Source organism: Roseomonas genomospecies 6 (assembly GCF_008365375.1).
Taxonomy (GTDB): Bacteria; Pseudomonadota; Alphaproteobacteria; order Azospirillales; family Azospirillaceae; genus Azospirillum.
The window spans coordinates 1-13,220 of record NZ_QOKW01000029.1; the positions used below are offsets into that span (position 1 = coordinate 1).

At 68.6% G+C, this 13,220-nt stretch carries 10 protein-coding genes; 7 read left to right on the forward strand and 3 right to left on the reverse strand.

Translation table 11 applies throughout. The features are described 5' to 3' along the window. Window positions 1–77: 77 nt before the first annotated feature. On the reverse strand, window positions 78–881 hold the full coding sequence (locus DS843_RS25395) for a site-specific integrase (RefSeq protein WP_149471619.1): 804 nt from the start codon (window positions 879–881) through the stop codon (window positions 78–80). A 205-nt stretch (window positions 882–1,086) separates the two neighbouring features. Then, complete coding sequence (locus DS843_RS25400) at window positions 1,087–1,581, reverse strand: single-stranded DNA-binding protein (protein WP_149471620.1); 495 nt, start codon at window positions 1,579–1,581, stop codon at window positions 1,087–1,089. Between the two features lie 465 nt (window positions 1,582–2,046). On the opposite strand from DS843_RS25400, the gene uvrA reads away from it, so the two are divergent. The 4 genes from uvrA (at window position 2,047) to DS843_RS25420 (ending at window position 9,003) form a co-directional block, all read left to right on the forward strand. Then, window positions 2,047–4,899, forward strand: a complete 2,853-nt coding sequence (gene uvrA, locus DS843_RS25405; RefSeq protein WP_149471621.1) for an excinuclease ABC subunit UvrA — start codon at window positions 2,047–2,049, stop codon at window positions 4,897–4,899. Window positions 4,900–5,014: 115 nt separating this feature from the next. Next, window positions 5,015–5,212, forward strand: coding sequence for a hypothetical protein (locus DS843_RS25410; protein ID WP_149471622.1), 198 nt, complete (start codon window positions 5,015–5,017; stop codon window positions 5,210–5,212). Between the two features lie 216 nt (window positions 5,213–5,428). Then, the gene (trmFO, locus tag DS843_RS25415) at window positions 5,429–6,805 is read left to right on the forward strand and encodes a methylenetetrahydrofolate--tRNA-(uracil(54)-C(5))-methyltransferase (FADH(2)-oxidizing) TrmFO (protein WP_149471623.1); all 1,377 of its coding nucleotides are present in this window, start codon (window positions 5,429–5,431) and stop codon (window positions 6,803–6,805) included. A gap of 137 nt (window positions 6,806–6,942) precedes the next feature. Continuing rightward, a complete protein-coding gene (locus DS843_RS25420) occupies window positions 6,943–9,003 on the forward strand; it encodes a methyl-accepting chemotaxis protein (protein WP_286192307.1) in 2,061 nt (686 codons plus the stop codon). A gap of 4 nt (window positions 9,004–9,007) precedes the next feature. Here the strand turns inward: DS843_RS25420 and DS843_RS25425 are convergent, their stop codons facing one another. After that, window positions 9,008–9,862: a phytoene/squalene synthase family protein gene (locus DS843_RS25425; protein WP_149471624.1), complete on the reverse strand. Its 855-nt coding sequence runs from the start codon at window positions 9,860–9,862 to the stop codon at window positions 9,008–9,010. A gap of 120 nt (window positions 9,863–9,982) precedes the next feature. Between DS843_RS25425 and hpnC the strand changes: the two genes are divergently transcribed. From hpnC to hpnE, 3 genes are read left to right on the forward strand one after another with little or no spacing between them, the layout of a single operon-like run. Further along, the gene (gene hpnC / locus DS843_RS25430) at window positions 9,983–10,855 is read left to right on the forward strand and encodes a squalene synthase HpnC (RefSeq protein WP_149471625.1); all 873 of its coding nucleotides are present in this window, start codon (window positions 9,983–9,985) and stop codon (window positions 10,853–10,855) included. A gap of 46 nt (window positions 10,856–10,901) precedes the next feature. Next, on the forward strand, window positions 10,902–11,834 hold the full coding sequence (hpnD, locus tag DS843_RS25435) for a presqualene diphosphate synthase HpnD (RefSeq protein ID WP_149471626.1): 933 nt from the start codon (window positions 10,902–10,904) through the stop codon (window positions 11,832–11,834). 9 nt (window positions 11,835–11,843) lie between these two features. Further along, complete coding sequence (gene hpnE / locus DS843_RS25440; protein ID WP_149471627.1) at window positions 11,844–13,196, forward strand: hydroxysqualene dehydroxylase HpnE; 1,353 nt, start codon at window positions 11,844–11,846, stop codon at window positions 13,194–13,196. The last annotated feature ends 24 nt before the right edge of the window (window positions 13,197–13,220 follow it).

The following is a 13,220-nucleotide window of genomic DNA, read 5'->3' on the forward strand; positions in this document are numbered from 1 at the left end:
CTGCCGCCGCTTGGTGCGCCATTACGAACTATACCTCCGCACCTCCGTCGCCTTCATCCGCCTCGCCATGATCCGTCTCATGCTCCGCCGCCTCGCTCGGAAATAATCTTTCTGGACAGACTCTTAGCAACTGGCTGACGCTTTCGGGGATCTGTTGGATCGTCCGCGTTGCGGGCGATGAGGATCCTGTTCTGGTGCCACTGGACATGATCGGTGATCTTGATGCCGAGGGCTTCCCCGCGACGGATGCCGAGGCCATAGAGGAGGTGGACCACGAGGCGGTTGCGGAGCCGCAGCCCGAGGTCGGTCCAAGGGTTATCGGGAGAGTCTGGTTCCAGCACCGCCAGCAGGCGGTCCATGACCTCGACCGGCGGCGCCTCCCGCTGCCCCACGACGTTCCGCCCTTTGGTCCGCGGCGCCTTCTCGTTCAGCGTGGCGGCCATCGCATCAAGCTGCACCTTGCGCTTGGATGCCGTCTCCAGGTCGAGGTCATTGCTGCCTTCCTGGCCCAGCCACGTGAGGTATTGCACAACGGTCCGCAGCCGATTCGCGGCGGTGTGCTTCAAAACCGTTCTGGGGACTTCGGGCGCCCCCATCCGGACCTGTTCGAGCGACACCACTTTGCGGGCCTTCAGAGGCTTGGAACGGACGTCGTCGCCCACGCCGTCCAAATGCCGCGAAGCCGCCCCGGCTAAGCTGGTGATCTCGTGACTCTTGAGGAACTGGCCGGAGAGCATCCGGCCTTCTATGTCGTTGCCGGACTCGGCCGCCCAAACGTACAGGAACTTGAGGGCGTAGCAGTTCGCCTGGAGGGTGTTGCTGGCCCGATGGGACGGGCGCCTCATCGTCAGCAACCAGGCGTTCGGCCAGAAGAGAGGCACGCCGTCACCGTCGATCAGAAGGGGGAGGCGCTCCCCCCTCCATCACGATCATGCGGACCTGAAACCGTGCCATTCTTTACACGCCTTCTCGGTAGCATTGTCACCGGCAAGATGGTGCCTAGGCCGACAAGAGCATGCAACCTTGAAAACGAGCTATCATGGTCACTTCAGGACTAAAACCTTACACGACGATCCACGGTGCGTTCTAGAACGGGATTTCGTCATCCAGGTCGTCGTGCTTGGGCGGAGCACCGCCGCCGCTGCGGCCACCACCACCGCCGCCATAGCCACCACCGCCGCCACCGCCGCCACGCGACTCGTAACCGCCGCCGCCGCCGCCGCCGTAGCCACCGCCGCCATAACCACCGCCGCCGCCGCCGCCTTCGCCCTCACGACCGCCGCCGGTGAAGTCGATCTCGTTGACGCGCACCGACAAGCCGGCGCCGCGGGTGCCGTCACGCTTCTCATACTCGCGGATCGTCACCTCGCCGGAGACCACGACGGCCTTGCCCTTGGTCAGGTGCGGGGCCAGCGCTTCCGCACGGCGGCCCCAGATGGAGCAGTCCACCCACTGGGTGGTCTTGCGGTCGCCGAATCCAACGTCGTTGGCGACGCGGAAGCCCAGAACCTTTTCGCCGCTCTGCGTGGTGCGAAGCTCGCCATCCGCGCCGAGGCGCCCCGTAAACGTCCATACATTCATCGCACGTGTCTCCTAGCGCGGGTTCCCGGTACCCCATCCGACCCGTTCGGGCGCCCGGCGGAAGGGCGTCCGGATACCGGGGGTGTCTGTTCGCAGGGCCGGTTTGGTCCGTGGTCCGGTCCATGCCCCGCCCCGCCTTGCGCTTCACAAAGCACGCGGGAAGGGCATGGGTCAACCGCCGCCGCCGGAGCGCTTCGCCCCTTCCGCCCGGATCAACCCGCCCAGCCCGCGCGAAAGAGAACACTCCATGAACAAACATAGCAGAGAGCGTCCGTGTTGCAAACGGTTTCCTTTGCGGTTCCCCGGCGTTCCCGCATTCCGCCCCTGCGCCCAGCGGGACGGGAAACAGGCGCGCGCTGGTGGCAATACGCCTGCGCGTGGCACATATCTGTCCGGGCTTCAATGGCCTCTCCCGGCCTTCTCTGGCGGCTTCCCTTCTCCACCCGTTTCGGCTAAGAACACTCCATGAACAAGCACATCAGTGTCCGCGGCGCGCGGGAACACAACCTCAAGAGCGTCGATGTCGATCTGCCTCGGGACGAGCTGATCGTCATCACCGGCCTGTCGGGATCGGGCAAGTCGTCGCTGGCGTTCGACACGATCTACGCGGAAGGCCAGCGGCGCTATGTCGAGAGCCTGTCGGCCTACGCGCGCCAGTTCCTGGAGCTGATGCAGAAGCCGGACGTCGATTCGATCGAGGGGCTGTCGCCGGCCATCTCCATCGAGCAGAAGACGACTTCCAAGAATCCGCGCTCCACCGTCGGCACGGTGACGGAGATCTACGACTACATGCGCCTTCTCTGGGCGCGGGTCGGCATCCCCTACTCGCCGGCAACCGGGCTGCCCATCGAAAGCCAGACGGTCAGCCAGATGGTCGACCGCATCCTGGCGATGCCGGAGGGCACGCGCCTGCTGCTGCTGGCGCCGATCATCCGGGGCCGCAAGGGCGAGTACAAGAAGGAGATCCAGGACCTCCGCAAGCGCGGTTTCCAGCGCGTGCGCGTCGACGGCACGATGCACGAGATCGACGAGGTTCCGGCGCTCAACAAGAAGCTGAAGCACGACATCGACGTCGTGGTGGACCGCATCGTCGTGCGCGAGGGGCTGGGCAACCGTCTGGCCGATTCGCTGGAGACGGCGCTCGGCCTCGCGGACGGGATCATCTTCGTCGAGAACGCCGAGTCGCACGAGCAGACCGTCTTCTCGCAGAAATTCGCCTGCCCGGTGTCCGGCTTCACGATTCCGGAGATCGAGCCGCGGCTGTTCTCCTTCAACAACCCCTTCGGCGCCTGCCCGGCCTGCGACGGTCTGGGCAGCAAGATCTACTTCGACCCCATGCTGGTCGTTCCGGACGAGCGGCTGTCGCTGAAGAAGGGCGCCATCGCCCCCTGGGCCGGCTCCTCTTCCCAGTACTACGTGCAGACGCTGGAGAGCATCGCCCAGCATTTCGGCGTCGCCATGGACACGCCGTGGGAGACGCTGCCGGAGAAGGTCCGCCAGACGATTCTCTACGGCTCCGACGGCGCACCGATCACGATGACCTACGACGACGGCCTGCGCAGCTACCAGACGCACAAAGCCTTCGAAGGCATCGTCAACAATCTGGAACGCCGCTATCGCGAGACGGAAAGCGCCTACATGCGGGAGGAGTTGTCCAAGTACCAGTCCTCCCAGCCCTGCGAGACCTGCAAGGGCGCCCGCCTGAAGCCGGAGGCGCTGGCCGTCAAGGTGCACGGCCTGCACATCTCCCAGGCGTCGGAAATGTCCATCGCCGACGCGGCGCAGTGGTTCAGCACGCTGAACGATCATCTGCGCCCGAAGGACAAGGAGATCGCCTATCGCATCCTGAAGGAGATCAACGAGCGGCTCGGCTTCCTCAACGCGGTGGGGCTGGAGTATCTGACACTCAGCCGCGGCTCCGGGTCGCTGTCCGGCGGCGAGAGCCAGCGAATCCGGCTGGCCTCGCAGATCGGGTCCGGCCTGACCGGCGTGCTCTATGTGCTGGACGAGCCGTCCATCGGCCTGCACCAGCGCGACAACGACCGGCTGCTGGCGACGCTGAAGCGCCTGCGCGACCTCGGCAACACCGTGATCGTGGTGGAGCATGACGAGGACGCCATCCGCACCGCCGACTATCTGGTGGACATGGGTCCCGGCGCCGGCCAGCACGGCGGCACCGTGGTCGCCCAGGGCACCCCGGCGGAGGTGCAGGCCAACCCCGACAGCGTCACCGCCCAGTTCCTGAACGGCACCCGCTTCGTCCCGGTGCCGGACCAGCGGCGCCCCGGCCACAAGGGCCAGTTCCTGGAGGTGAAGGGCGCGCGCGCCAACAACCTTCAGAACGTGTCGGCGCGCATCCCGCTGGGCACCTTCACCTGCGTGACCGGCGTGTCGGGCGGCGGCAAGTCCACCCTCATCATCGAGACGCTCTACAAGGCCGTGGCGCGCAAGTTGATGGGCGCCCGCGAGCATCCGGCGGAGCATGACGAGCTGACCGGGCTGGAGCATCTGGACAAGGTCATCGACATCGACCAGTCGCCGATCGGGCGCACCCCGCGCTCCAACCCCGCCACCTACACCGGCGCCTTCACCCCGATCCGCGACTGGTTCGCCGGTCTGCCGGAGGCGAAGGCCCGCGGTTACGGCCCCGGACGCTTCTCCTTCAACGTGAAGGGCGGACGCTGCGAGGCGTGCCAGGGCGACGGCGTCATCAAGATCGAGATGCACTTCCTGCCCGACGTCTACGTCACCTGCGACGTCTGCCACGGCAAGCGCTACAACCGCGAGACGCTGGAAGTCACCTACCGCGACAAGACCATCGCGGACGTGCTCGACATGACGGTCGAGGAGGGCAAGGAGTTCTTCAAGGCCGTGCCCGGCATCCGCGACAAGCTGGAGACGCTGGAGCGGGTGGGCCTCGGCTACATCCACATCGGCCAGCCCGCAACGACACTCTCCGGCGGCGAGGCGCAGCGTGTGAAGCTGTCCAAGGAGCTGAGCCGCCGCGCCACGGGCCGCACGCTCTACATCCTCGACGAGCCGACCACCGGCCTGCATTTCGCCGACGTGGAGAAGCTGATGGAGGTGCTCCACGCGCTGGTCGACCAAGGCAACACGGTTCTGGTGATCGAACACAATCTGGAGGTCATCAAGACCGCCGACTGGATCATCGACCTTGGCCCCGAGGGCGGCACCGGCGGCGGCGAGATCGTCGCAGAGGGCACCCCGGAAGACGTGGCGAAGGTCGCGCGGAGTTACACCGGACAGTATCTGGCCCCCTATCTGAAAGCGAAGCCGAAAAGCCGGAAGAGGGCGTGAAGACGGGCCGGTGTCGTCGCCGGCCTTTCTTTATGGTCCAATTTTTGCCTCGGAAACAAAGCGCGCGGACGCGCGTTCCTTCACCATCTTTTGCCAATCAGGATGGAGACGGAGCATGTCCAAGACCATGATGTCCGGTGTGGCGCTGGCCTTCGGCGCGGCCTTGCTGGTCAGCGCCTGCGGAACCGACGAATCCAGCAGCACCACGACCACCACGACCACCACCTCGCCGAACTACGGCTCGACCCTGACCACCCCGCCGGTCAGCGGCTCCACCACCACCGAGCGCACGACGACGACCAAGAGCGAGTAAGGCAACGCTTCGCCTTTCCGAAGGGCCGGCCCCGCCATCCGCGCGGCCGGCCCTTTCGATTCATGGACGGACGCGCCGCGCGGACAGCGTCATCCCACCGAAACCTTGCGGTTGGCCGCTCCAAGGGTTACGTCAATCTTCCTTGGCAGTATCCCTCGGGTTTCACGGCGGTTCCTCCCGATTCGGGATGGAACACCCATCGCAAGCAAAGAGTCCATGACCGACACCTCCCGTACCTCCACCACCGCCCCGGTTCACGTCATCGGCGGCGGCCTCGCCGGTTCCGAGGCCGCATGGCAGCTCGCCGCGCGCGGGGTGCCCGTGGTGCTGCACGAGATGCGGCCCGTCCGCCCGACCGAGGCGCACAGCACCGACCAGCTCGCCGAACTCGTCTGCTCCAACTCCTTCCGGTCGGACGATGCGGAATACAACGCGGTCGGGCTGTTGCACGAGGAGATGCGGCGCTGCGGCTCGCTGATCCTGCGCTGCGCCGACGCGCACAAGGTGCCGGCGGGCGGCGCGCTCGCCATGGACCGCGATGGCTTCGCGGGCGCCGTGACCGAGGCGATCACCGGCCATCCCCTCATCACCGTGGAGCGCGGCGAGGTGACCGGTCTGCCGCCGGAGGAGTGGGACAGCGTCGTCATCGCCACCGGCCCCCTGACCTCCCCGCCCCTGGCCGAGGCGATCCGCTCCTTCACGGGCGAGGAGTCGCTGGCTTTCTTCGACGCCATCGCTCCCATCGTCTATCTGGAGAGCGTGGACCTGTCCAAGGCGTGGTTCCAGTCGCGCTACGACAAGCCCGGCCCCGGCGGCACCGGCAAGGACTACATCAACTGCGCCTTCGAGAAGGACGAGTACCGCGCCTTCATCGACGCCCTGCTGACCGCCGAGAAGGTGGACTTCAAGGAGTGGGAGAAGAGCACGCCCTATTTCGAAGGCTGCCTGCCCATCGAGGTGATGGCGGAGCGCGGGGTGGACACGCTGCGCTACGGCCCGATGAAGCCGGTCGGCCTGACCAACCCGCACAAGCCGGAACGCCGGCCCTACGCCGTGGTGCAGCTCCGCCAGGACAACGCGCTGGGCACGCTCTACAACCTCGTCGGCTTCCAGACCAAGCTGCGCCACGCCGAGCAGGCACGGGTCTTCCGCATGATCCCCGGCCTGGAGAAGGCGGAGTTCGCGCGGCTGGGCGGCCTGCACCGCAACACCTTCCTGAACAGCCCCCGCCTGCTCGACCGCGCGCTGCGGCTGAAAGCGCAGCCGCGCATCCGCTTCGCCGGGCAGGTGACGGGCTGCGAGGGCTATGTGGAAAGCGCCGCCGTCGGCTTGCTGGCCGGGCGCTTCGCCGCCGCCGAACGGATGGGCGGCGAACCCTCCGCCCCGCCGGCCACCACCGCGCTCGGTGCGATCCTGAGCCACATCACCGGCGGGGCGAACGCGGACACCTACCAGCCGATGAACGTCAATTTCGGTCTGTTTCCCCCGGTGGACGAGCGCATCCGCGGGCGCGACCGCAAGCTGGCCTACACCCGCCGCGCGCTGGAGGATCTGGAGGAGTGGCTAAAGGCCGCACCCGGCGTCCCCGCCTGACGGCGGGGGATTCCGGGAGGACATCATAAAACTATAATAAAGGTCATAGGTGACAGTTAACCAACGCCGTGAAACACTTTCCTCCCAAAAATGAGAAAGTGATAGGGCGGACCTGGTTTATGATTCGAACGAAATCATTGGTCGTCAAACAAGTGATCGTCATCGTGACGGTCACGGTCTTTTCCCTGGCGGTGGGAATTACGGCGCTCACCACCAAGAGCGGGGCGGACATCGAAGCCCTGGCGTTCAAGAGCGGCGAGCAGCTCGGCCACCGCTACGGTGAGATGGTGCAGACCCGGTTGAACGGCGCAATGGAGGTCGGCCGCTTCGTCGCCACCTCCATCGTCAGCCTCAAGGCGGCGGGCCGCGCCGACCGGGAGCAGCTTTCCGCGTGGCTGAAGGGCGTGATCGAGGCCAATCCGGACTTTCTCGGCGTGTGGGTGGGGATCGAACCCAACGCCCTGGACGGGCGCGACGCGGCGTTCGCCGGCACGCCGGGCTCCGACGCCTCCGGGCGCTTCCTCCCGTACTGGAACCGCGCGTCGGGCACGGTCGCGCTGGAGGCCCTCGTCGGCTACGACGATCCGGGTCCGGACGGCACCTATTACCAAGTTCCCAAACGCACCGGGCGGGCCATGGTGGTGGAGCCCTACAGCTACATGGTCGCGGGCCGGAAGGTTCTGATGGTGTCCATGGCGGTTCCGATCGTCGAGAACGGCCGGGTCATCGGCGTCGCCGGGGTGGACCTGTCCACCGACGGCATCTGGTCCATGCTGAAGACGGTGAAGCCCTTCGACAGCGGCTCGGTCCACCTGATCTCCAACGATGGCGTCTGGGCCGGCTATCCCGACGCCGAGCAGATGGGGCAACCGATCGGGAAGACCGATTCGGCACTGGACGCCGCAAAGGCCGCCGTCCGCGCCGGCCGGGGTTTCGAACAGGTCGCGGTCGCCGATGGGCAGCCCGTGAAGCAACTGTTCATCCCGGTGACGGTCGCGGGAACGGACACGCCCTGGTCCCTGCTGGTCAACCTGCCGCTCGACAAGATCGGCGCACCGGTCCGGGAGCTGCGCAACGCCACCATCGCCGGCGGTCTGGTCCTGCTGGCCGCCCTGGTGGCCGCGCTGCTGATCGCCAGCCGCAGCATCGTCGGGGTGCCGCTGCGCCGGACCATCGCCACGCTGGACGCCGTGGTCGCCGGTGACCGCGGCGTGGTCATCGCCGACACCGACCGCGCGGATGAGATCGGCGCCATCAACAAGGCGTTGAAGCTTTTCCAGGAAAACTCGAACCGCATGGCCGGCCTGGAGGAGGAGCGCCGCCGCGAGGAGCAGCGCGCCGAGGAGCGCCGCAAGCGCGATCTGGCGGAGGTCGCCAGCCGGTTCGAGACGTCCGTGGGCAGCGTCGTGCACAACGTGTCGGAACAGGCGGACGAAATGCGCTCCACCGCGCAGAACCTGTCCGCCATCGCCGCGCAGACCGACCGTCAGGCCGCCGCCGTGTCCACCGCCGCGGAGGAGGCGAGCCAGAACGTGCAGACGGTGGCCGCCGCCGCGGAGGAGCTGAGCTGCTCCATCCGCGAAATCAACGAGCGCATCGCCCGCTCCTCCCAGATGGCTTCGGACGCCGTCGCCGAGGTGGAGCGCACCAACAGCACGCTGGAAGGGCTGGCCTCCGCCGCGCAGAAGATCGGCGACGTGGTGAACCTGATCCAGGGCATCGCCGGGCAGACCAACCTGCTGGCGCTGAACGCCACCATCGAGGCGGCGCGCGCAGGCGAGGCCGGAAAGGGCTTCGCCGTGGTGGCAAGCGAGGTGAAGAACCTCGCCAACCAGACCGCCAAGGCGACGGAGGACATTTCCCGGCAGATCGCCGACATGCAGACCGTCAGCAGCACGGTGGTCAGCGTGATCCAGGCGGTGGGGCGGAGCATCATCGGCATCAACGAGACGATCACCGCCATCGCCGCCGCCGCGGAACAGCAGGGCGCCGCCACCCAGGAGATCAGCCGCAACGTCCAGCAGGCGTCGATGGGCACCGCCGCGGTGTCCACCAACATCGGCGGGGTCACGCGGGCGGCGGGATCGACCGGCTCGATGGCCGATCAGGCGCTCAACGCCGCGGGCGACCTGTCGCGGGAGGCCGACCAGCTCCGGCAGGAGGTGGAGCGCTTCGTGGCGATGATCCGCGCCGCCTGACGGGTCAGTACCGCCCGCGCAGCGCCGCCCAGGCCAGTTTGGCGTGGCGCAGCGGGTGGGCCATCAGGACGCGCGCGGCGAAGGGATCGTTGCCCTCCCGCGCCAGCGCATCCAGATGCAGCCCGGCCAGGACCGCCGGCAGCAGGGCCGGCAGCGCGGCGCGCGGCACGGCGCGGCGGAGCGCGCGGGCCTTCGCCAGATGGTCGCGCGCGGCCTCCGCCACCTCCCTCACCACGGGACGCAGTTCGGGGGTGGAGCGCAGCTCGAACAGGTCGCCCTGTTTGGCGCCGTGCGCCTCCATCCGGTCGGCGGGGAGGAGTTGGCGGTGCTGGCGCGCGTGGAAGGGCACCGCGCGGACGATGCCGGCCAGGGCGTAGCCGATTCCGGCCTGGCGCCCGGCCTCCGCCGCGTCGGCGTCCTTCACGCCCAGGATCTCCAGCGCCAGTTGAACGAGCGGCGCGCCCGTGACCTCCGCATAATTGACGAGGCACGTCATATTGGCCGACGGCGTGTCGTCCAGGTCGGCCTCCCGCGCGTCGATCAGCCTTTCGAACAGGCCGCGGCTCAGCCCGCCCGCACGCACGGCGGCAGCCAGCGGCTCCATCACCGCGTGTTTCGGCACGGCGCCGCCCTCATAGACCTTGTCCATCCCGTCGCGCCAGAATTGCAGGCGCATCTGGCCCAGCACCGGTTCGGTCACCACCTCGCGGGTCTTGGCGATCTCCAGGTTGAAGGCGTAGAGGGCGAACAGCGATTCGCGGCGCTCTTCCGGAGCAAAAAGGCAGGTCAGGAAACGGTCGTTGTCATATTTCCGCACCTCCCGTCCGCAATAGGACAGGTCGGGGGTCGCCTTCGCCATGTGATGCCTGTTCTGGAAAAATGGAGGTGGCACGGTTTGGAAGCGGGGCAAAGCCCGCTCGCGCCTTATATTAGGCAGACAGGCTCCCCACACCAGCCCCGACGCGCAGCAGGCGGAACAATGGCCGATTTCAACATCGCCCCCACCAAGCCCCGCAAACCCAGCCCGGTCGCCCGCAAGGACGCGGACTCGGAGAATTTTCCGGTCGCTTCGCGCCTGCTCCCCAAACATCTCAGGCCGCATGTCATGGCCTTCTACCGGTTCGTCCGGCTCGGCGACGACATCGCCGACGATCCCGATCTCGAACCGGAGACCAAGCTCGCCTATCTTGAGGCGCTGGAACGCTCCCTGACCACCGGGCAGGCCAAGCACGCCTACCTGAAGCCGGCGCTGGATCTCCGCGCCAGCCTTCAGGCCACCGGGGTCAGCGACCGCCACGCCCGGCAGGTGCTGCGGGCCTTCCGGCGCGACGCCGTGGGCGCGCGCTGCCACAGTTGGAGCGACCTGCTGCTCTATTGCCGCTTCTCCGCCAACCCGGTCGGGCGCTACCTGCTGGACCTGCATGGCGAGGGCGTGGCCGCCGGGCCGGCGTCGGACGCGCTGTGCACCGCCCTGCAGGTGCTGAACCACCTTCAGGATTGCCGGGACGACTGGGCCCAGCTCGGGCGCTGCTACATCCCGCTGGTCTGGTTCGACGATTCGGCCATCAGCGTGGAGCGGCTGGTGGAGACGGAGAGCGACGCCAAGCTGCGCGCCATCTTCGACCGCACGCTGGAGCACACCGAACGGCTGCTGGAGCGCGCCGCCCCCCTGCCCGGCCTGATCCAGCACCGCGGCCTGCGGCTGGAGGCGTCGGTGATCCTCAGCCTCGCCGAATCGCTGGCGCAGCGGCTGCGCAGCCGCGATCCGCTGAAGAAGCGTGTGGTGCTGGGCACGCATCACAAACTGTTCGCCACCGCGCGCGGGCTGGCGCGCGCCATCGGGAGCAAATAGTCTCCGTCCCACGAACCTCAGGACCGCCCCCACACAGGACCGACGCATGCCGCAGCCTTCGCTGGACTCGACGCAGAGCGACACCGCCGGCAGTCCGGCTGCCGCCGCGGCGGCGGTGACCGGGCGGTCGGGCAGCACCTTCTACTGGCCGATGCTGCTGCTGCCGCGGTCCAAGCGGGCGGCGATGTTCGCCATCTACGCATTCTGCCGGCGAATCGACGACATCGCGGACGAGCCCGGCGAGCCGGCGGAGAAGCGGGCAGCGCTCGACGCCTGGAGAACGGAGATCCGCGGCCTCTATGCCGGCGGTGCGCCGTCCAGTTCCCTGGGCGCCGCGCTGAAGGGCGCCATCGAGCGCTACGGCCTGCCGCGCGGCGAGTTGGAAGCGTTGATTGATGGCATGGCGATGGACATTCCCGCCGATGGGCACGGCAGCGGGACCAGCGGCGGTCTGACCGGCCCGGCACTGCCGACCCTGCGGCTCTACTGCCGCCGCGTCGCCGGAGCGGTGGGCATGCTGGCCATCCGCGTGTTCGACCGGGCCGACGCCTCCACCGAAGCCTTCGCGCTGGCGCTGGGCGAGGCGCTGCAACTGACCAACATCCTGCGCGACCTGACGGAGGATGCCGGGATCGGGCGCCTCTACCTGCCGCGCGAGCTGCTGGACGAGGCCGGCATCGGCAGTTCCGACCCGGCCACGGTGCTGGCCCACCCCAACCTGCCCCAGGTGTGTGAGGCGCTGGCCGAACTGGCCGAGCAGCGCTTCGCCGAGGCGCGGCGGGCGCTGGCTGAAGGGCAGGCCGCCGGACGGCGCGGCTCGCTGTGGGCGGCGGTCGCCATGATGGTGCTGTACCACCGGCTGCTGGTGCGGCTGCGCGCGCGGGGCTGGCGCGACCTCGACCGGCGGGTGCGGGTCGGCAAGCGCGAATGCGCCCTGGTGGCCGCGCGCTGCGCGCTCGGCTATCCGCCCGCCGCCTGACGGGCCGTCTTGGGCACCGCCCACATCGTCGGCGCCGGCCTGTCCGGCCTGTCCGCCGCCGTCCGCCTGACCGAGGCCGGGCGGCGCGTCGTTCTGCATGAGAGCGCTCCGCAGGCTGGGGGGCGGTGCCGCTCCTTCCATGACGCCACGCTGGACCGGCTGGTGGACAACGGCAACCATCTGGCGCTCAGCGGCAACCGGTCGCTTCTCGGCTATCTGGAGCGGGTCGGCGCCCGCGGTGCCCTGACCGAGTTGCGCCCCGCCGCCTTCCCCTTCCTCGACCTGCGCAGCGGCGAGCGCTGGTGCCTGCGGCCCGGCGGGCTGTGGCTGTTCGACGAGGCGCGGCGCGTGCCGGGCAGCCGCCCCGCCGATTACCTTGCCGCCCTGCGGACGCTGACCGCCGGTCCCACAGCGGCGGTGGCCGATGCCCTGCCCCCCGGCGGGCCGTTGTACGAGCGGCTGTGGCGCCCGCTGGCCGTGTCGGTGATGAACGGGGCGCCGGAGCGGGTGTCCGCCCGGCTGTTCGGCGCCGTGCTGCGGGAAACGCTGCTGCGCGGCGAGGGCGCCTGCCGTCCGCTGTTTGCGGAGAAGGGCCTGTCAGCCGCTCTGGTGGACCCCGCCGTGGCGTGGCTTGAGCGGAGGGGGGCCGAACTCCGCCTGGGCGCCCGGCTGGACGGGTTGGAGCGCGATGGCGACCGCGTCGCCGCCCTGTCGGTGGACGGCACCCGCATTCCGCTGGCGGACGGCGACGCGGTGATTCTGGCGGTCCCGGCCTGGATCGCCGGGCGCCTGCTGCCCGACCTGCTGCCCGATTTGCCGGTGCCCGCCGCCGGGCGCGCCATCGTCAACGCCCATTTCCGCATCCCCGATCCGGTGGGGGCCAATCCGGTGGGGGCCGATCCGGCGCCGGAGCTTCCCGGCAGCCTGCCCTTCCTGGGGCTGGTGGGCGGAACGGCGGACTGGCTGTTCCGGCGGGGCGATGTGGTGTCCGTAACGGTCAGCGACGCCGACGCGCTGGCCGCGCAGCCCGCCGAGTCGGTTGCCGCCGCGCTGTGGAGCGACGTGGCGGAGGCGCTGGGCATCCCCGGCACCGCCCTGCCCCCACACCGAATCATCAAGGAGCGCCGGGCGACCCCGGACCAGTCCCCTGTCCATGCGGCGAATCGTCCCGATGCCCGAACAGCCCTCAAGAACCTCGTTTTGGCCGGCGATTGGACGAACATGGGGCTTCCCGCCACACTCGAAGCGGCGGTCCGCTCCGGCGAGATCGCCGCGCAGGCGGTGCTGAACGCTGGGATTACCACCTTTTCGCGCCTCGGCCTTTTTCCAGCCTTCACTTTGCCGCGCCGGGGGCCTATTTGAGCGGACGGAGGCGCCGCGTCGCAA